Genomic DNA, 19,873 nt, shown 5'->3' with positions numbered 1-19,873 from the left:
GAACTGGGCAATTCTGATAATTTATACCCTATTTTGAGCGCAGCTATTCTGGCCGCGTCGTTTATTTTGAACTCTCCATAATATGACTAAATTTATATTTGTCACTGGTGGTGTTGTGTCGTCTCTGGGGAAGGGGATTGCCGCGGCATCACTGGCTGCTATTCTTGAAGCGCGTGGTCTCAAGGTCACCCTGGTGAAACTGGACCCTTACATCAATGTCGATCCCGGCACCATGAGTCCGTTGCAACATGGCGAGGTGTTCGTGACCGATGATGGCGCAGAAACCGACCTGGATCTGGGCCACTACGAGCGCTTCATTGATGCAGATATGAGTAGTCGTAATAACTACACGACCGGTCAGATCTACGAAAATGTGATCCGCAAAGAACGCCGCGGTGAATATCTGGGTAACACCGTTCAGGTGATTCCGCATATTACCGATGAAATCAAACAGTGCATTTATGCCGGCGCCGATGATGCCGATGTGGCGCTGATTGAGATCGGCGGTACTGTGGGTGATATTGAGTCGCTGCCGTTTCTGGAAACCATCCGGCAGATGGCCACGGAACTGGGCCGTGAACGTGCGCTGTTCCTGCATCTGACATTGGTGCCATATATTGCCTCGGCCGGTGAAATAAAAACCAAACCGACGCAGCATTCGGTCAAAGAGCTCCGCACCATCGGTATTCAGCCTGATGTTCTGGTCTGCCGCATTGACCGGCCATTACCGGAATCCGAGCGCCGTAAGATTGCGCTGTTTACCAATGTGCCGGAAAAAGCGGTTATTTCCGCGATTGATGTCGACAGCATCTATAAAATCCCGATGGAACTGCATCGCCAGGGGCTGGATGACATTGTGGTCAAGCAACTGGGGCTGGATGCCAAACCCGCCGACTTGAGTCAGTGGGAGTGGGTTTATGACAACCTCAGTAAGCCAGAAGGCGAGGTCAATATCGCCATGGTCGGCAAATACATGGATCTGACCGAAGCCTATAAGTCGCTGTCCGAATCCCTGATTCATGCCGGTATTCACTCGCGCACCAAGGTCAACGTGCATTATATGGACTCAGAGCAGGTGGAGATAAATGGCACTTCCCGCATAGAGGGCATGGATGCAATCCTGGTGCCTGGTGGCTTCGGTGAACGCGGCGTTGAAGGCATGATTGCCACCGCCCGTTATGCCCGTGAAAACAAGATTCCTTACCTCGGTATTTGTCTGGGTATGCAGGTCGCTGTGATCGATTATGCCCGCCATGTGGCCGGTATGGAAAAGGCCTACAGCACCGAGTTTGATCTGGAGACGCCGGATCCGGTGATTGGCCTTATCACCGAATGGCAGAATGCCGATGGCAGCGTCGAACAACGTGATCATGATTCCGACCTGGGCGGCACCATGCGTCTGGGGGGCTATACCTGCAAGCTCAAACCCGACAGCCTGGCCCGCGATATTTACGGTGCTGATGAAATTGTCGAGCGTCACCGCCACCGCTACGAATTCAACAACAACTACATGCAGAAACTGGAGCAGGCCGGCCTGGTCTTTTCCGGTATGTCCAAGGATCAAAGCCTGGCTGAGATGATTGAAATCCCGGATCACCCCTGGTTTGTGGCCTGTCAGTTCCACCCGGAATTTACTTCGACACCGCGTCACGGTCATCCGCTGTTTGAAGGCTTTATCAATGCGGCCAAGGCCAACAAACAACAGCGGGGTAGTCACTCATGAACCTGTGCGGTTTTGAAGCGGCCAATAACAAGCCTTTTTTTCTGATTGCCGGTACCTGTGTGATTGAAAGCGAGCAAATGACCCTGGATGTAGCGGGTCAGCTCAAGGAAATCACTGACAAGCTGGGTATCTCGCTCATCTATAAATCGTCTTTTGACAAGGCTAACCGTACCTCAACCAAGAGCTATCGGGGCCCCGGTCTGGATGCCGGACTGGCTATCCTGGAAAAGGTCAAAAAACAGTACAACTTACCGGTATTGACCGATGTGCATGAAGACACGCCGCTGGAAGAAGTCGCCAGCGTGGTTGATGTGCTGCAGACCCCGGCCTTCCTGTGTCGTCAGACCAACTTTATTGTCAATGTTGCCCAGCAGGGTCTGCCGGTCAATATCAAAAAGGGCCAGTTTCTGGCGCCCTGGGATATGCAGCATGTGGCGGAAAAAGCCAAAGCGACCGGCAATGAGCAAATCATGCTCTGCGAGCGCGGCACCTCATTCGGCTACAACACACTGATTTCCGATATGCGCGGTCTGCCTTTGATGCGCGGTATGGATTGCCCGGTGGTTTACGATGCCACCCACTCGGTGCAGCAACCGGGTGGACAGGGCGGCGCTTCCGGTGGTCAGCGCGAGTTTGTGCCCGTACTGGCCCGGGCAGCCGTGGCGACCGGTGTCGCCGGGGTGTTTATGGAAACCCACCCGGAACCGGAAAAAGCCCTGAGCGATGGCCCCAACTCCTGGCCGCTGGACAAAATGTCAGCGTTGCTGGAGACACTGCAGGCCATCGACAGCACGGTCAAGCAGCAAGACTATATTGAAGATGCCTTACTGGCAGCGCGATAAATTCAAAAAATACAAAATTTGATTACGGGAGCAGAGCATTGAGCAAGATCATTGACGTAACAGCACGTGAAATCCTCGATTCACGCGGTAACCCAACGGTAGAAGCAGATGTGCACCTGGAAAGCGGCGTCATGGGCCGTGCTGCAGTACCTTCCGGTGCTTCTACCGGTGAACGTGAAGCCGTAGAACTGCGTGATGGTGATAAAAGCCGTTACCTGGGTAAAGGCGTGTTGAAAGCTGTGGCCGCCGTAAATGGCGAACTGCGTGAAGCTGTACTGGGAATGGAAGCTGCAGACCAGCGTGCCATCGATAATAAGCTGATTGAAACCGACGGCACCGAAAATAAAGCCCGTCTCGGTGCGAATGCGCTGCTGGCGATTTCCATGGCAACTGCCAGAGCGGCTGCAGCCGATGCTAAAAAGCCTTTGTATAAATTCTTTGCCACTGACGACAAGGCAGTGATGCCGGTACCGATGATGAATATCATCAACGGTGGTTCACATGCCGATAACAGCGTCGATCTGCAGGAATTCATGATTATGCCGGTGGGTGCTGACAGTATCAGTGAAGCTGTGCGCTATGGCGCTGAAGTGTTCCATGAACTGAAAAAAGTATTGAATGGTCGTGGCCTTAACACTGCAGTCGGTGATGAAGGCGGCTTTGCGCCGGACCTGCCCTCCAACGAAGCAGCGATTGAAGTCATTCTGGAAGCGATCAAAAACGCTGGCTATGAAGCAGGCAAAGACATCATGCTGGCGCTTGATGCGGCCAGTTCTGAGTTTCATAAAGATGGCCAGTATGTACTGGCTTCTGAAAATCGCTCACTGAGTTCTGCTGAATTTGCTGATCTGCTGGCTGACTGGGTCAGCAAGTACCCCATTATCAGCATTGAAGACGGCATGGACGAAAACGACTGGGACGGCTGGAAAGTCCTGACTGATAAGGTGGGTGATAAAGTGCAACTGGTCGGTGACGATCTGTTCGTGACCAATCCCAAGATTCTGCAGGAAGGCATCGATAAAGGCGTGGGTAACTCGATTCTGATTAAAGTCAATCAGATCGGCACCTTGTCTGAAACGCTGGATGCCATCAACCTTGCCAAAGAAAACGGTTACACCGCGGTCGTCTCTCATCGCAGTGGTGAAACCGAGGACACCACCATCGCCGACTTGGCTGTGGCTACCAATGCCGGTCAGATTAAAACCGGTTCACTGTCCCGTTCGGACCGTGTTGCCAAGTACAACCAGTTGCTGCGTATTGAAGCAGAGCTGGGTGACAAAGCGACTTACCCCGGTATCAAGGCGTTTAACGTTAAACCCTAAGCCATGATTAAACCCGTTATGATTGTGCTGGCCATATTCCTGGTATTGCTGCAATACCGACTCTGGTTCAGTCATGACGGGCTGCCTTCCTTGCTGCGTCTGCATCATCAGGTGGAAAAACAACGGCTCGACAATGACAAATTGGCCGAGCGTAACCAGGTGCTGACGGCCGAAGTACAGGATCTGAAAAGCGGTCTCGATGCCTTGGAAGAACGTGCCCGCAGTGAGTTGGGCATGATTCGCCGGGGCGAGACTTTTTTTCATGTGATCGAAAGCGACGCCCAACAGGATGAGTAATACCGAGAATGTCTGGGCCGTGGTGCCGGCGGCGGGTATCGGCAGCCGTATGCTGGCTGATAGACCCAAGCAGTATCTGACGCTCGACAACAAACCGGTGTTGCAACACACGCTGGAAAGACTCGCTGCCCATCCTCAGATCAAAGGTATTGTATTGGCGCTGGCCGATGATGATCCGTGGTGGTCTGAAATTGATTTCAATCCTGATTGTGAATTGTTGTTCGCCAAAGGCGGGAAAGAACGCGCTGATTCGGTCCTCAATGCCTTGTATGCGCTGGCCGAGCATACTGATGATGATCCTTGGGTGATGGTGCATGATGCGGCCAGACCCTGCCTGCGTCAGCAGGATATTGACCGTATGCTGGAAACGCTGCTCACCCACCAGGTCGGCGGCATTCTGGGGATCCCGGTCAATGACACGGTCAAACGGGCGGATGCCGATAATCAAATTCTGGAAACAGTGGATCGCCATGGCTTGTGGCGGGCCGCGACCCCGCAGATGTTCCGCCTGGGCATTTTGAAAAAAGCCTTGGAAACGGCCTCAAAACAGGGCCTGACGGTGACCGATGAAGCCAGTGCGATAGAACTGGCCGGCTGGCAGCCGATGATGGTGGAAGGCCATCAGGACAATATCAAAATCACAGTGCCCCAAGATTTGGCGCTGGCTTCTCTTTATATGCAACAACAGGCGGAGCAATCCTAATGCGTATTGGTCACGGCTTTGATGTTCATCGCTTTGCTGATAACTGTCCGCTGATCATCGGCGGCGTTAACATTCCTCACAGCCACGGTTTGGAAGCCCATTCCGACGGTGATGTGCTGATCCATGCGATTTGTGATGCTTTGCTGGGAGCGGCTGGATTATGGGATATCGGCCATCACTTTCCAGATACCGATGACAGTTTCAAAAATATCGATAGCCGGGTGCTGCTGAGGCGGGTTATTGCTGATCTGTCTGCACGTGGCTGGGCGGTCAGTAATATTGACGCCACAGTGGTGGCGCAGGCGCCAAAACTGGCACCGCATATTCCGGCAATGAAAGCTTTGCTGGCGGATGATATGGCAATCAGTGAAGCAGAACTCAATATCAAGGCCACTACAACCGAAAAGCTGGGCTTTACCGGACGCAAAGAGGGCATTGCCGCCCATGCCGTAGTGTTGATCAAATAGGCTTAGCCGGTGGCGGAATTTGATTTTAATCAACTGGCCAGAGCCAATGCGGATGCCGCTTTATGCAGGGCCAGTATCCGGCAGCAGCCGACACACTTCCGGGTCGATGAACATTTGCCTTTTGAACTGGCCGGTGAGGGCGGACATACTTTTCTGTTAATTGAAAAGGCCAGCAGCAACACAGACTGGCTGGCGGGACAATTGGCCCGTTTTGCCGGTGTTGATTCGGTGGCAGTCGGGTATGCCGGACTCAAAGATCGCCATGCCGTGACTACGCAGTGGTTCAGTATCAAGCTTGAGGGTCATGATGAGCCGGACTGGGATCAGTTTAACGCTGACAACTACCGTATCCTGAAGCGTTCTAAACATACAAAAAAACTCAAACGCGGTGTGCTGGCGGGCAATCAGTTCAGCCTGTTGCTCACTGATATTGAAGGTGACACCGCGCGCTGGGAACAGAACCTTGAGCGCATTAAAAGTTTCGGCGTGCCCAATTATTTCGCCCAGCAGCGCTTTGGTCACAGTCTGAATAATCTGCAACGTGCTCAGCAATGGTTTGAACAGGCGCTGAAACCTAAAAAAAGCCAGCAGCGCAAAATGATTCTTTCCGCGGGGCGGTCCTGGCTGTTTAACCTGGTTGTGTCAGAGAGGGTCAGGCTGAACAACTGGCAGCAATGGCTGGCCGGCGATATGATGCAGCTTGATGGGTCAGGCAGTGTGTTTCTGCCCGGCAGCAACGATGACGGGGTTGAAAAGCGGCTGAACGACTTTGATATTCACCCTACCGGACCCTTGTGGGGCAGGGGACGGCCCTTGAGCCAACAGCGGGCTCTGGCTTTGGAAGAGCAGGTATTAGCTGACTGGCAAGACTGGCAGCAGGGCCTTGAGCAGGCAGGGCTTAAACAAGAACGCCGGTCGCTGCGGCTGAGGCCTCAGCAGTTCTCCTGGCTGTGGCAAGGCGAAGATTTATTACTCAGTTTTTTTCTGCCACCCGGCAGTTATGCTACCGCTGTGTTAAGGGAACTGGCCGACATTACCGACGTAAGCCTGCGGAACTCCGTAAAACCTGACTTTTCTCAGTAATAAAGGCATCACAGGGGCTTAATATGCTGAACAAGACAATCACCGGGCTGGGCTTATTGTTATTTCTGCTGTTCGATAATGCTTATGCCGACAGATGGGAAGCAGAAAGCGGCGACAAACAAGCTGCAGTGGTGGAGCTGTTTGTGTCGGAAGGTTGTGGCCAATGTCCGCCTGCCGAGCGCTGGAGCCGCGAGTTGCCTGAACAGGGTTTTGCGCGCGAGCAACTGATCGCGCTGACTTTTCATATCGATTACCTGGATCAGAAAAAAGGCTGGGTTGATCGTTTTGCGACCCCGTTTTATAGCGAACGGCAAAAGCAATTGGCGCGGCTTAACCTGTATCAGACCGTTTTCACGCCTGGCGTGTTTATCGGCGGTGAAATTGTCCACAATTGGCGTCAGCACGGTGTGACAGCGATTGAGTTCATCAATGATTTTGATGCCGAGGCCGATATCAAACTGCAGGCCGAAAAAAGCGATCAGCAATTAGAAATTCACAGCAGCGTGTCTGTCCCTGACCCTGATAACAGAAAGCACAGCAAAGTCTATCTGGCGCTAATTGAAGACAACATTATCAGTGAGATAGGCGGAGGTGATAATATAGGCGCCGTTTTTAACCATCAGAACCTGGTCCGCCGCTGGCTGGGACCGTTTGACCTTAACCCAGACGGCAGCACAGACATTGATGCTGATATCACGCTGGCATCGGACTGGAAGCTCAACGAGATGAGCCTGGTGGCAGTGGTACAGAACCTTAATGACGGCTATGTCCTGCAGGGACTCTCAATGCCATTGACAGAAAAATAATAATGGAACATTTACCCATATTCGTTGACTTGAAGCAGCGAGACTGCCTGGTGGTCGGCGGTGGCGATATTGCCGCCCGTAAAGCCGGTCTGCTGCTTAAGGCGCAGGCCCGGGTGACCGTTGTTGCCCCCGCCATATCTGCAACGATGCAACAACTGGTCGATGAAAAGCAGCTCACCTGGCTTGAGTCTCGCTTTGATACGCAACATGTTAACTCACAGCGCCTGGTCATTGCCGCCACCGATGACGAAGCTGTGAATGACGCGGTTCACGCTGCGGCGACGGCGAAAAATATTCTGACCAATGTGGCTGATAACCCCGACAAGTGCGATTTTATTCTTGCTTCCATTCTGGATCGTTCGCCTATTGTGGTGGCAGTATCCAGTGGCGGCGGCTCCCCGGTTTTGGCCAGGAATCTGCGTGCCCGCCTGGAAACCTTGATCCCGCCCGGTTACAGCAAGCTGGGTGAACTGGTGGCCCGTTACCGTGAAGCCGTCAAACAAAAGTTTGGCAAAATGGCACAACGACGTCGGTTTTGGGAGTCGGTACTGGAAGGCCCGGTAGCTGATCATATGCTGGCGGGACGTGAGCAATTGGCCGAGTCCACCCTGATGCAAAAGCTGGCTGACCCTGAGAATGAAACTATTGGTCGCGGTGAAGTTTATCTGGTCGGCGCCGGCCCCGGTGATCCGGACTTGCTCACCTTCAAGGCTTTACGGCTGATGCAACAGGCCGATGTGGTGTTTTACGACCGTCTGGTGAGTAAAGAAGTACTGGCTTTGGTGCGTAAAGAGGCGGAACTGATTTATGTCGGCAAACAGCGTGCCTGGCATGCGGTGCGGCAGGAAGAAATTAATCAGTTGCTGCTGGAGTATGCCCAACAGGGTAAAAGGGTACTTCGGCTCAAAGGTGGCGATCCGTTTATTTTCGGCCGTGGCGGTGAAGAAATTGATACCCTCGCTGATGAAAAAATTCCATTTCAAGTGGTGCCTGGAATTACTGCCGCATCAGGCTGTGCCAGTTACGCTGGGATTCCGCTGACCCATCGTGATTACGCACAAAGCTGTGTGTTTGTGACCGGTCAATTGAAACAGGGCGAACTGGATCTGAACTGGGAGAGTTTGGTGCAGCCCAGACAAACTGTCGTGGTTTACATGGGCCTCGCTGGCCTGTCTGAGCTCAGCCGTCAGTTACAGGCACATGGCATGGCAGCGGACAAACCCGCTGCATTGGTTCAGCAGGGCACCACCGAAAACCAGAAAGTATGGGTAAGCACCATTAATGAACTACCTGCTATCGCCGAGCGTGAAAAACCCGTTGCCCCTACGCTGGTCATTATCGGCGAAGTGACCAGGCTGCATAATACACTGGCCTGGTTTAAGTCTGGTTAAAAACAACCAGGGAGACTGGTTTATTTCAGCCATATCATTGCCTGCCCGCATGATGTCTTGTCTTTAACTGGTTGTCTTTTATCAACTTTAATGATTGGCACTGTCTGTGCTATAGAAATTAAGTGGTTTCAACCATAACCACATATAAGAAAAAAATTTTCGGGAGAGTAATAAGCAATGCAAGTTCCGCATAACAAGAAAGCATTAAGCTTGATGCTGGCTTCAGCCTTCTTGGCTGGACCTGCGATAGCGGCTGAAGATCAAGTTGAACTCGATAACCTCGAGGTCATTGGCACTACCCCAATCCAGGGTGTAGGTCTGCCAGCTGATGAAATACCGGCCAATATCCAATCAGCCAATGATCGTGATATTGAACGTATTCAGGGCCTTGACCTGTCAGAGTTCATGGATAAAACACTCGGTAGTGTCAGTCTCAACCAGGCTCAGAACAACCCCTTCCAACCGGATTTGAAATTCCGTGGTTTTACCGCATCACCACTGGTCGGTAATTCTCAGGGTTTATCCGTTTACATGGATGGTATCCGTGTTAATGAGCCTTTTGGCGATGTCGTCAACTTCGACCTGATCCCTGATTCAGCGATCGCCAATTTGAATCTGATTCCTGGTTCAAACCCTGTGTTTGGTCTGAACACATTGGGTGGCGCTTTATCGATTGAAACCAAAAATGGTTTTACTCATTCCGGCCACAGTCTGGAAGCTTATACAGGATCATTTGGTCGTGATTCGGGCACCATTGAGAGTGGTGGTAGCGATGGTAATTTTGCCTACTATGTAAACGGTTCAATCACGAAAGAAGATGGCTGGCGTGATTTTTCTCCATCACGGGTGGAGCAGTTTTTTTCTAAACTGAGTTATGCGGATGAAGACTCGACACTTGATTTCGGGATTACCGCCGTTGACAGTGACCTCAATGGTAACGGTGCCTCTCCAATAGAGCTGGTTGACATCGACAGGGAAGCGGTATTCACCTACCCGGACAACACCCAGAACGAACTTCGCATGTTCACGCTGAATGGTTCACACTGGATTGATGACACTACTATGCTCTCTGCCAATACTTATTATCGCCGCAGTGATCGCAGTACCTTCAATGGCGATGGTTCAGAGCTCGAGTTTGATGGTGATGTCGCTACAGGTAACATCGGTGAAGATGAAGATGGAGCATTTGAAGCAATAGAAGGCATCAATGGGAATACAGTAACCGGTGCCGATTTAGGCTTTGCAGATGATGATTTTATTGCACTGAACAATACCAGCGAAACCGAGCAGGATAGCTATGGTTTTGGTGTTCAGACTACATTTCTGGACGACTTGTTTGGTCGTGAAAACCAACTGATTGTTGGTGCCTCTTTCGACAAGTCCGATGTTAAGTACTCATCGCAGTCTGAGATAGCTCAATTTACAAACTCACGCGGAACCTCCGGAACCGGATTTGTCATTGGAGAAACGGTTGTTGATGGTGATATCGATACTGAAACATACAGTATTTTCTTCACTAACACGCACTCGCTGACAGATCGTCTGGCATTAACCCTTGGGGCACGTTATAACTGGATATCAATTGATATTTCAGGTACCAGTGAAGGCGGTGACCAGGATTTGAATGAGTCTGGTAACTCGAATGACTTCAAGCGTCTTAATCCAACTCTGGGTATGACATACGAGCTGACAGAGTCAATGACAGCATATGCCAGCTATAGCGAATCTAACCGCGCCCCAACAGCTTCAGAACTAACTTGCGCTGAGCCTGAATCACCCTGTGCCTATCCAAATGCATTCCTGGCTGATCCTCCATTGGATGATGTCGTTGCTCGAACTGTTGAGGGTGGTCTGAGAGGCGAGCAAGCTAATTACAATTGGTACGCTAACGTTTATTACACTCAACTGAAAGATGACTTGTTCTTCTTCCCTGAAGATGAAGAGGTCTCTGATGCAACAGCTGGCCGACTGGGTTTGGGTAACTTCAGAAATATTGATAAAACAGCCCGTTTGGGGCTTGAACTTGGTCTGGCTGGTGAGTACGAGAAGTTAGATTGGTTCGCCAACTATGGTTATGTCAGGGCTTCTTTTGAAGACTCCTTCGAATACAGTCGTGATGGCGACGCATACTTTGTCTCAAAAGGTGATCGTTTACCCGGTATTCCAGCTCACAACCTGAAAGTCGGTGCCAATTATGCGTTCACACAGAAATTCTCACTCGGTGTGACTGCTTCTTATCATTCAAGCCAATATTACCGTGGTGATGAAGCCAATGTTGACAAGAAGATTGCCCATTACAAGGTTGTAAATTTACATGGCCGCTACAATCTGACTGATAACTTTGAGATCTTTGCTAAGGTCAACAATGTGTTTGACAGTGAATACAACACCTTTGGTCTCTATGGTGAGCCTGATGAGGCACCATTCTTACCTGCTGGTGTCGGTGAAGATCCTCGCTTTGTCGGTGCCGGTGCTCCGCGAGCTGGCTGGATTGGCTTTAAGCTGACCCTGTAAGTTCGATTTAAACTTCACAAGATTGGGCTGCCGTTGGCAGCCCAATTTTTTTCAGGAAAAATAATGAAAAACACACTGTTTACTGCTCTTATCGCACTACCATTGGCAGTGGCTGCCGAGCCATCAGACTATTTTGGAAACTGTATGTCGGCGGTGCTGGCGGAAAAGCCGGGACAGGTCATGAAAGTGGAATTCAAGCTGGAAGATGAGCAAGAGGTCTACGAATTCAATATTCGTGGTCTGGATGGTCATGACTGGGATTTAGAGTGTCAGAAAGCCAGCGCCGAGATTGTGGAAATCGAGAGAGAAGTCAGCAATCCCAACCATCCGCTGTTCAAGACCAATGTGAAATATAACGAACAGGAAGCGCGGGATATTGCCCTCGCGCTGCACCCTGGCAAGATTGTCGAAGTTGAATACGAAATTGAAGCCAACGGCAATTCAAGTTACGAGTTTGATATCGAGACCAGTCAAGGGTTTGAGATGAAAATCGAAATCGATGCTGCCACTGGTGAAGTGATCGAGACCAACAAGGAGCTCTGGCAAGTCGGTCTTGAGTAGATTGAGATGCCTCTCGTTACTGAAACTGTAAAGACAAATCCACCGCCTCTATATCCTTAGTCAGATTACCGACGGATATCCGATCCACGCCGGTTTCGGCAATGTCTCTGATTGTCTCCAGGCTGACCCCACCGGATGCTTCCAGCAAGGTGCGCTGCTCACTCACTGCCACTGCCTGACGAAGCTGATCCAGTTCAAAATTATCCAGCAGGACAATATCTGCACCGGCGTCCAGCGCCTGTTGCAACTCATCCAGGTTTTCCACTTCAACTTCAATAGCGACTTCAGCTTTCAGTGCCTGAGCCTGGCTGACTGCAGCTTTGATTGAGCCAGCCGCGCGGATATGGTTTTCTTTAATCAGAATGCCGTCATAAAGCCCGAACCGATGGTTAAAGCAGCCACCGCAAGTCACCGCATATTTCTGGGCAACACGCCAGCCCGGCAGGGTTTTACGGGTATCAAGGACTTTTACTGGCAGGCCGGCCACAGCCTCTGCGTAACGTTTAGCCCGCGTCGCTGTGCCGGATAAAGTCTGCAGAAAATTCATTGCCGTGCGCTCGCCGGTCAATATAGCGCGGGCAGGCCCCTGTAAGTGACAGATAACACTGTCAGCTTGCAGCGTATCGCCATCTTCAGCCAGCCACTCAATGCCAATCTCAGGTGACAGCTGGTTAAATACAGCTTCAAACCAGTCCTTGCCGCACAGCACGGCCGGCTGACGGGTGATTAAACTGGCGCTGGCGACAGCATCAGCAGGAATCAGATTAGCAGTCAGGTCCTGTTGACCGATATCTTCAAGCAGGGCAAGCTTGACCTGAGAGTCGATAAACGCGGCCGGGAGTGGATTTTCAATTGCCATGACGGGAATAACGTTGATTTAAAGCCCCATAGGTTAACGCGTGTCGACTGAATAATCTACGGGAGACCGGTTTTGAAAATTGACCATAGTCTGGGGCTTTGTATTGATGCAGCGCTGAAGTTGTCCCCCAACCATGATGAGCGGCCTGACCCTGCCGATATCAGCGGCATTATCATTCACAATATCAGTCTGCCACCAGGCGAGTTTGGTGGAGACGACATTGAAGCTCTCTTTCTCAACCAACTGGACTGTGACGCCCACCCATACTTTGATCAACTGCGTGATTTGAGAGTGTCATCCCATCTGTTGATCAAGCGTGACGGTGAAATGATCCAGTTTGTGCCGTTTTCAAGACGCGCCTGGCATGCCGGTCAATCCAACTGGCAGGGCAGGGAAAAATGTAATGACTTCACTATCGGTATTGAGCTGGAAGGCTGTGATGACATGCCTTTTGAAGACGCGCAGTACCACCGGCTGGCGGAAGCCATTCAGTGCCTCTGTCATCATTATCCTAAACTCAATTACGAGCGTATCACTGGTCATGAGCATATTGCACCGGGGCGGAAAACCGATCCGGGCCCGTTTTTCGAGTGGGATTATTTAAGACAGCTATTGGACTGACATAAAAAAAGCCGCCCGCAGGCGGCTTTTTCAAAGCATCGATATGGTTGCTTACTGGGTAATGGCAATTAGTTCGATGTCGAAGATCAGCGTTTCGTTAGGACCGATAAGCTGACCGGCACCACGTGGGCCGTAAGCTAGGTTAGCGGGCACCACAATGCGCCATTTACCGCCTTCCTTCATCATTTGCAGGGTTTCCTGCCAGCCCTGAATCACGCCGTTAACCGGGAATGTCGCTGGCTCACCACGCTCGTAGGAGCTATCGAATACAGTGCCGTCGAGCAGGGTGCCTTTATAGTGAGCAATGACTTTGTCTTCTGCACCCGGGGTAGCGCCATCACCTTCTTCCAGAATTTGATATTGCAGACCGCTATCAGTAGTCACCACGCCGTCTTTTTTGGCATTTTCAGCCATGTAAGCTTTGGCTTCAGACTGTTTCTCGTTCATCACTTCAGCCATTTCCTGAGCCTTTTGAGCCTGAAATTCCTGAATGATTTTTTCTGCAGAGGCTTGATCCAGTTGCGGTTGGTTACCAGCCATCATATCGGCAACACCGGCTTTGAAAGCGTCCAGTTCCAGCTCAACGCCTTCCTGCAGCATGTTTTGTCCAACCTGAATGCCGAAGATATAACTCAGCTTCTGCTTATCAGTATCTAAAGTGGCGGCGTGATCATCAGCCATTACATTTGCTCCAAATAACAAGGGTAAAAAAATCAGTGCTTTTAATTTCATTAAATCATCTCTCAGTTTTGGAATGAATAAATTGGAATTGGTATCAATGCGCTCTGCTGAATTTAGTACAATAGAGAGTTTTTAAAGTTCATCACCATACGCTAAATAAACGGAATTTTCACTGACGCGCTCATAATATCTGAGCAAAACACTTGGTTATTGGCTTAATTGATACTATAATAGTACCAATTAGGAGGTCAGCTATGCTGCGTATGGGAAAACTGACGGATTACGGCATTGTGCTGATGACTTACCTGGCGGCGAATCGTCAGCAGCAGCACAGCGCCCATGCCATTGCCGATGCGGTAATGGTGCCGCTGCCGACTGTCAGAAAAGTGCTTAAGTCTTTATCACACGGTGGTTTGCTCAATTCCGAGCGTGGCGTAATGGGCGGCTACAGCCTGAGCCGTGCCCCTGAAAAGGTGTCGGTGGCTGAAATCATCACCGCCATGGAAGGGCCCATTGCTTTGACCGAGTGCGTCAGCGATGAAAGCCATTGTGAACAGGAAACACACTGTGCTGTCCAGACTAACTGGACACGCATTAACAACGCGGTTTTCCATGCTTTGGACGAAGTGAAATTGTCGGACATGCTGGCACCGCAGAATGTGTCGGGCCTGAGCCCAATCAGATTTTACTCATCGGCAGCCAAGATGAGTGATGCAACAATACAGGATGGTGAGTTCCATGACTGATGAAAGTCAACAACTTGAATCGATTACACAGAAAGAATACAAGGCCGGTTTTGTTACCGATATTGAGGCAGACAGCCTGCCACCCGGTCTCAGTGAAGATGTCGTTCGTGAAATCTCCCGTATCAAGGGCGAGCCTGAGTTTATGCTGGAATGGCGCCTTAAGGCCTATCGCCACTGGCTGACCATGGAAACCCCGGAATGGGCCCACGTGCACTATCCGGCGATTAACTACCAGGATATCAGCTACTATTCAGCGCCCAAGAAAAAAGACGATGCACCAAAAAGCCTGGACGAAGTCGATCCGGAACTGCTGAAAACCTACGAAAAACTGGGCGTGCCACTCGACGAACGTGCCCGCCTGGCCGGTGTTGCCGTGGATGCGGTATTCGATAGTGTTTCTGTTGCCAGCACCTTCCAGGACAAACTGGCAGAAGAGGGCATTATCTTTATGCCTATCTCTCAGGCTGTTCATGAGCACCCGGAGCTGGTTGAACAGTACATTGGCAGCGTCGTGCCTTACAAAGATAACTACTACGCGGCATTGAACTCAGCGGTATTCAGTGACGGTTCGTTTGTCTACATTCCTAAGGGCGTACGTTGCCCGATGGAGTTGTCGACTTATTTCCGTATCAACGCCGCCAATACCGGTCAGTTCGAACGTACCCTGATTATTGCCGATGATGACGCGTATGTCAGTTACCTCGAAGGCTGTACCGCGCCGATGCGTGATGAAAACCAACTGCACGCCGCGGTGGTGGAGCTGGTTGCTAATGATCGCGCTGAAATTAAATATTCAACCGTTCAGAACTGGTACCCCGGTGATGAAAACGGCAAAGGTGGCATTTACAACTTTGTGACCAAACGCGCAGCCTGCCGCGGTGAGTCATCCAAAGTGTCCTGGACTCAGGTAGAAACCGGTTCAGCCATCACCTGGAAATATCCGAGTGTGGTCCTGCAGGGTGATAACTCGGTCGGTGAGTTCTACTCGGTTGCGGTCACCAACAACATGCAACAGGCCGATACCGGTACCAAGATGATCCACCTGGGTAAAAACACCAGCTCGACCATCATTTCCAAGGGTATTTCAGCCGGTCGTTCACAGAACGCTTATCGCGGTCTGGTCAGGGTCACGCCGAAAGCGGAAAACGCCCGTAACTATACTGAATGTGACTCGCTGCTGATGGGCGACAAATGTGGTGCTCACACCTTCCCGTACATTGAAGTGAAAAACCCGACAGCACAGGTTGAGCATGAGGCTTCCACCTCCAAAATCAGTGAAGACCAGTTGTTCTACTGTAAACAACGGGGTCTGGATACCGAGGATGCGGTATCAATGATTGTTAATGGTTTTTGTAAAGAGGTGATTCGCGAGCTGCCGATGGAGTTTGCGGTAGAAGCCCAGAACCTGCTTGGTTTGTCATTGGAAGGCTCGGTCGGTTAAACCCACCGAGACCCGATTAGGATTTCAGAGATTAGAGAATAGATATGTTAGAGATTAAAAACCTGCATGCCAGCGTAGGGGGCAAAGAGATCCTCCGCGGCATCAACATGACAGTGAATCCCGGTGAAGTCCACGCGATTATGGGCCCCAACGGTGCGGGTAAAAGCACCCTGTCCAACGTTTTGGCTGGCCGTGATGGCTATGAAGTGACGCAGGGTGAAATCATTTATAAAGGTGAAAACCTGATGGAGCTGGAGCCGGAAGAACGTGCCCAGCGCGGCGTGTTCCTGGCATTCCAGTATCCGGTGGAAATTCCCGGTGTCAGCAATATTTACCTGCTCAAAGCTGCCTTGAATGCGGTTCGCAAATACAACGGTCAGGATGAAGTTGATGCTATTGACTTCCTTAACTTGGTGCGTGAGCGGATGAAACTGGTGAAAATGGACGAGCAGTTCCTGCACCGTAACGTCAACGAAGGCTTCTCCGGCGGTGAGAAAAAACGCAACGAGATCCTGCAAATGGCGGTGCTGGAACCGGCTTTGGCCATTCTGGACGAAACTGACTCTGGTCTGGACATCGACGCTCTGAGAACCGTGGCAGAAGGCGTCAACGCGTTGCGTGCGGAAGATCGTTCGATTGTGATGATCACGCACTACCAGCGTCTGCTGGATCATATCGTGCCCGACTTCGTTCACGTTCTGTCGGAAGGCAAAATCGTTAAATCCGGTGACAAGGAACTGGCCAAGGAACTGGAGAAATCCGGTTACAGCTGGGTCCATGACGCACCGGAAGGTCAGACAGCATGAAACAGTTAACCGAGATCACAACCCCTTTCAGCGAGGTGGCGAAAACCGTCAGCTTGCCGGGTGCCGGACTCGACTGGTTAACGCAGTTACGCCAGCAGGCACTGGGCCTGTTTGAACGTCAGGGCCTGCCTGCTAAAAAGGTAGAGGACTGGAAATACACCTCGCTGTGGCAACTGAGTCGTGAAGGCTTCACCCATGATGCTAAAGCTTCAACACTGCAAGCCAGCGAAGTCGCTGATGCGGCAGTGCTGGAAGATGCCTATCGCGTCGTGATTGTGGATGGCCGCTTTAATGCCGAGTTGTCGAATATTGAAGGCCTTGAAAGCGGACTCACCATCAAACCAATGGCTGAAGCCTGGGATCAGGCCGAAAAGCTGCTGGGTCAGCAAATCGATCTGGATAAGCCGGGGCTTAATGCCCTCAATACTATGTTGATGCAGGATGGCGCTTATATTCATGTCGCGGCCGATAACAGCATCACCAAGACGATTGAATTGCTGGTGATCAGCACGGCTGATAATGACAGATTGGCCAGTCATCTGCGTCACCTGGTTCACCTGGAAACGGGTGCTAAAGCCACGCTGGTTGAAAACTATGTCAGTGTTGGCGAAACTCAGGGCTTTACCAATGTGGTGACTGAAGTGAACCTGGCTGACAATGCCAGCCTGAATCACTTCAAGTTGCAGCATGAATCACTGGGTCACTATCACATTGCTACGCTGGCCTCTAAACAGGCTGAAGGTAGTCAGTGGCACACCAATAACATTTCACTGGGCAGTAAGCTGGCACGCAATGATATTCACAGCCAGTTGCTGGGCGAGCAGTCCCATGTAACGCTGGACGGCCTGTATCTGGTGACCGGCGATCAGCATGTCGATAACCATACCCGTATCGATCATGCGGTGCCCAACACCACCAGTGATGAAGTTTATAAAGGCGTGCTTGACGGCAAAAGCCATGCAGTATTTAACGGCAAGGTGTTTGTGCATCAGGATGCGCAGAAGACCGACTCCAGTCAGAGCAATAAAAACCTGCTGCTGTCACGCAGCAGTGAAATCGACACCAAGCCGGAACTGGAAATCTACGCCGATGATGTCAAATGTGCTCACGGCAGCACAGTCGGACAGATCGATCAGCAACAGCTGTTCTTCCTGCGTGCCCGTGGTCTGGATGAGACGGCAGCCCGCAGTTTGCTGACTTATGCCTTTGCGGTGGATGTTTTGCAGCGGATCAAGTCAGAACCTATCCGTCAGGGCCTGTCCAATGTGATAGAGAAACGATTACCGAAAGGGGCGTGATTGCATGACACAAACCGAATTACAAACCATGGCCGAGTCGTTCAGCGATTTTGATATTGCTGCCATCAGACGTGACTTTCCGGTGCTTAACCAGGAGGTCAATGGTCATCCGCTGGCGTATCTGGATAATGCTGCCAGTAGCCAGAAACCGGTTCAGGTGATTGAAGCGGTCGATGCCTTTTATCGTCATGACAACGCCAATATTCACCGTGGTGTGCACAAGCTGAGTCAGCGTGCGACTGATGCCTACGAAGGCGCGCGTAGCAAAGTACGTGACTTTATGGGCGCCAAATCGGACAAGGAAATCGTCTTTGTCCGAGGTGCAACTGAGGCTATTAACCTGGTGGCGCAAAGTTTTGTAAGGCCACAAATCAAGCCGGGCGATGAAATTCTGATTAGCCACACCGAGCATCACGCCAATATCGTGCCCTGGCAGATGGTGTGTGAACAGACCGGTGCCAAGCTCAAAGTCATCCCGATGACTCAAAGCGGTGAGCTCGATCTGAGCGGGCTGGATGATTTGCTCAATGAGCGTACCAAAATCTTGGCGCTTGGCCATGTGTCCAATGCTCTGGGCACGGTTAACCCTATCAAGGACATGATTACCAAAGCCAAGGCTAAATCGATTCCGGTTCTGATAGATGGTGCTCAGGCTGTCCCGCACCTGCAAGTCGACGTGCAGGATCTGGACTGTGACTTTTATGTGTTTTCCGGCCACAAAATGTTCGCGCCTACCGGCATTGGCGCACTATATGGCAGGCAGGAACTGTTGGAAGCAATGCCTCCCTATCAGGGCGGCGGAGATATGATTCTGGCAGTCAGCTTCAGCCACACTGAATACAACACGTTGCCGTACAAGTTCGAAGCCGGTACACCACATATCGCTGGTGCTGTCGGTCTGGGCGCGGCAGTGGATTATATGCAGTCTTTGGGCATCGATAAGCTGGCAGCTTATGAGCATCACCTGCTGGAAATCGCTACCGCCGAACTGGAAGCACTGGACGGCGTTAGCATTATCGGCACAGCCAAAGACAAGGCCAGTGTTTTGTCATTTATGATTGAAGATGTGCATCCGCATGATATTGGTACTATTTTCGATCAGCAGGGCGTTGCTATCCGCGCCGGCCATCACTGCGCGCAGCCGGTGATGGAATTCTATGGCATCGCTGCCACAGCGCGTGCTTCCTTTGCTTTTTATAACACCGAGCAGGAAGTGGCCGCTTTGGTTGATGCCATTAAAAATACACAGGAGATGTTTGCCTGATGAGTGATTTACGCGATCTGTATCAACAAGTGATTCTGGATCACAAGAAAAATCCGCGTAACTTCCGCGAGATTGAAGACTGCAATCATATGGCGCATGGCAATAACCCGTTATGCGGCGATGCACTGGTGGTCTACGTCAAACTCAACGATGACGTCATTGAAGATGTCAGCTTTCAGGGCAGTGGCTGTGCGATCTCAGTGGCTTCGGCCTCACTGATGACCGAAATGCTCAAAGGCAAAACCATGGAAGAGGCCGAAACCCTCTACGACAACGTGCATAAAGCACTGACTGGCGAAGACGGTGGCGCGGAACTCGCCGGCAAGCTGGAAGTACTGGGCGGCGTCAAGGAATTCCCGGCCCGCGTCAAATGCGCCACTTTGTCCTGGCACACCGTGCATGCGGCGATGGACAACGAACACGATATTTCGGTTACTACAGAATAAGC

General features: G+C 51.2%; 20 protein-coding genes. 18 read left to right on the top strand and 2 right to left on the bottom strand.

Annotation, left to right across the window (positions count from 1 at the left end; all coding sequences use genetic code 11):
• Window positions 1–82: 82 nt before the first annotated feature.
• From Q0X64_RS09635 to Q0X64_RS09585, 11 genes are all read left to right on the top strand, one after another.
• Window positions 83–1,723: a CTP synthase gene (locus Q0X64_RS09635; RefSeq protein ID WP_297811956.1), complete on the top strand. Its 1,641-nt coding sequence runs from the start codon at window positions 83–85 to the stop codon at window positions 1,721–1,723.
• Window positions 1,720–2,565, top strand: a complete 846-nt coding sequence (kdsA, locus tag Q0X64_RS09630) for a 3-deoxy-8-phosphooctulonate synthase (RefSeq protein ID WP_297811953.1) — start codon at window positions 1,720–1,722, stop codon at window positions 2,563–2,565. The genes Q0X64_RS09635 and kdsA overlap by 4 nt, the downstream gene beginning before the upstream one ends.
• Before the next feature lie 38 nt (window positions 2,566–2,603).
• On the top strand, window positions 2,604–3,887 hold the full coding sequence (gene eno, locus Q0X64_RS09625) for a phosphopyruvate hydratase (protein WP_297811950.1): 1,284 nt from the start codon (window positions 2,604–2,606) through the stop codon (window positions 3,885–3,887).
• Window positions 3,888–3,890: 3 nt separating this feature from the next.
• The gene (ftsB, locus tag Q0X64_RS09620; protein ID WP_297811947.1) at window positions 3,891–4,184 is read left to right on the top strand and encodes a cell division protein FtsB; all 294 of its coding nucleotides are present in this window, start codon (window positions 3,891–3,893) and stop codon (window positions 4,182–4,184) included.
• Window positions 4,177–4,887, top strand: a complete 711-nt coding sequence (gene ispD / locus Q0X64_RS09615) for a 2-C-methyl-D-erythritol 4-phosphate cytidylyltransferase (RefSeq protein WP_297811944.1) — start codon at window positions 4,177–4,179, stop codon at window positions 4,885–4,887. Before ftsB ends, ispD begins: the two co-directional genes overlap by 8 nt.
• The gene (ispF, locus tag Q0X64_RS09610; protein ID WP_366517506.1) at window positions 4,887–5,354 is read left to right on the top strand and encodes a 2-C-methyl-D-erythritol 2,4-cyclodiphosphate synthase; all 468 of its coding nucleotides are present in this window, start codon (window positions 4,887–4,889) and stop codon (window positions 5,352–5,354) included. The genes ispD and ispF overlap by 1 nt, the downstream gene beginning before the upstream one ends.
• A gap of 9 nt (window positions 5,355–5,363) precedes the next feature.
• Entirely contained in the window at window positions 5,364–6,437 is a 1,074-nt protein-coding gene (truD, locus tag Q0X64_RS09605; protein WP_297811942.1) for a tRNA pseudouridine(13) synthase TruD, read from the top strand.
• A 23-nt stretch (window positions 6,438–6,460) separates the two neighbouring features.
• Window positions 6,461–7,243 carry a DUF1223 domain-containing protein gene (locus Q0X64_RS09600; protein ID WP_297811939.1) on the top strand — a complete coding sequence of 261 codons (783 nt, stop codon included), beginning with the start codon at window positions 6,461–6,463 and terminating at the stop codon, window positions 7,241–7,243.
• Between the two features lie 2 nt (window positions 7,244–7,245).
• Complete coding sequence (cysG, locus tag Q0X64_RS09595; protein WP_297811936.1) at window positions 7,246–8,634, top strand: siroheme synthase CysG; 1,389 nt, start codon at window positions 7,246–7,248, stop codon at window positions 8,632–8,634.
• A 177-nt stretch (window positions 8,635–8,811) separates the two neighbouring features.
• A complete protein-coding gene (locus Q0X64_RS09590; RefSeq protein ID WP_297811931.1) occupies window positions 8,812–11,148 on the top strand; it encodes a TonB-dependent receptor in 2,337 nt (778 codons plus the stop codon).
• A 63-nt stretch (window positions 11,149–11,211) separates the two neighbouring features.
• Window positions 11,212–11,709 carry a PepSY domain-containing protein gene (locus Q0X64_RS09585; RefSeq protein ID WP_297811928.1) on the top strand — a complete coding sequence of 166 codons (498 nt, stop codon included), beginning with the start codon at window positions 11,212–11,214 and terminating at the stop codon, window positions 11,707–11,709.
• A gap of 16 nt (window positions 11,710–11,725) precedes the next feature.
• Here the strand turns inward: Q0X64_RS09585 and nadC are convergent, their stop codons facing one another.
• Entirely contained in the window at window positions 11,726–12,568 is an 843-nt protein-coding gene (nadC, locus tag Q0X64_RS09580; protein WP_297811926.1) for a carboxylating nicotinate-nucleotide diphosphorylase, read from the bottom strand.
• Between the two features lie 72 nt (window positions 12,569–12,640).
• Between nadC and ampD the strand changes: the two genes are divergently transcribed.
• Window positions 12,641–13,189: a 1,6-anhydro-N-acetylmuramyl-L-alanine amidase AmpD gene (gene ampD, locus Q0X64_RS09575; RefSeq protein ID WP_297811923.1), complete on the top strand. Its 549-nt coding sequence runs from the start codon at window positions 12,641–12,643 to the stop codon at window positions 13,187–13,189.
• A 51-nt stretch (window positions 13,190–13,240) separates the two neighbouring features.
• Here the strand turns inward: ampD and Q0X64_RS09570 are convergent, their stop codons facing one another.
• Complete coding sequence (locus Q0X64_RS09570; RefSeq protein ID WP_297811920.1) at window positions 13,241–13,870, bottom strand: FKBP-type peptidyl-prolyl cis-trans isomerase; 630 nt, start codon at window positions 13,868–13,870, stop codon at window positions 13,241–13,243.
• Window positions 13,871–14,124: 254 nt separating this feature from the next.
• Here Q0X64_RS09570 and Q0X64_RS09565 point away from each other — a divergent pair, with 254 nt between their 5' ends.
• The 6 genes from Q0X64_RS09565 to sufU are packed head-to-tail and all read left to right on the top strand — an operon-like array spanning window position 14,125 to window position 19,871.
• Window positions 14,125–14,616 carry an SUF system Fe-S cluster assembly regulator gene (locus Q0X64_RS09565; protein WP_297811918.1) on the top strand — a complete coding sequence of 164 codons (492 nt, stop codon included), beginning with the start codon at window positions 14,125–14,127 and terminating at the stop codon, window positions 14,614–14,616.
• Window positions 14,609–16,057 (top strand): Fe-S cluster assembly protein SufB, encoded by a 1,449-nt coding sequence (sufB, locus tag Q0X64_RS09560; RefSeq protein WP_297811915.1) that lies wholly within the window; start codon window positions 14,609–14,611, stop codon window positions 16,055–16,057. Before Q0X64_RS09565 ends, sufB begins: the two co-directional genes overlap by 8 nt.
• 44 nt (window positions 16,058–16,101) lie before the next feature.
• Window positions 16,102–16,863, top strand: coding sequence for a Fe-S cluster assembly ATPase SufC (gene sufC, locus Q0X64_RS09555; RefSeq protein ID WP_297811912.1), 762 nt, complete (start codon window positions 16,102–16,104; stop codon window positions 16,861–16,863).
• Window positions 16,860–18,161 (top strand): Fe-S cluster assembly protein SufD, encoded by a 1,302-nt coding sequence (gene sufD, locus Q0X64_RS09550; RefSeq protein ID WP_297811909.1) that lies wholly within the window; start codon window positions 16,860–16,862, stop codon window positions 18,159–18,161. The genes sufC and sufD overlap by 4 nt, the downstream gene beginning before the upstream one ends.
• Before the next feature lie 4 nt (window positions 18,162–18,165).
• A complete protein-coding gene (locus Q0X64_RS09545) occupies window positions 18,166–19,425 on the top strand; it encodes a cysteine desulfurase (RefSeq protein ID WP_297811906.1) in 1,260 nt (419 codons plus the stop codon).
• Window positions 19,425–19,871, top strand: coding sequence for a Fe-S cluster assembly sulfur transfer protein SufU (sufU, locus tag Q0X64_RS09540; RefSeq protein ID WP_297811903.1), 447 nt, complete (start codon window positions 19,425–19,427; stop codon window positions 19,869–19,871). The genes Q0X64_RS09545 and sufU overlap by 1 nt, the downstream gene beginning before the upstream one ends.
• Window positions 19,872–19,873 lie beyond the last annotated feature (2 nt).

It is taken from the genome of uncultured Methylophaga sp. (assembly GCF_947259025.1).
GTDB lineage: Bacteria > Pseudomonadota > Gammaproteobacteria > Nitrosococcales > Methylophagaceae > Methylophaga.
Note: the sequence above shows the minus strand (reverse complement) of the source record. Positions and strands in the feature narration are given on the sequence as shown.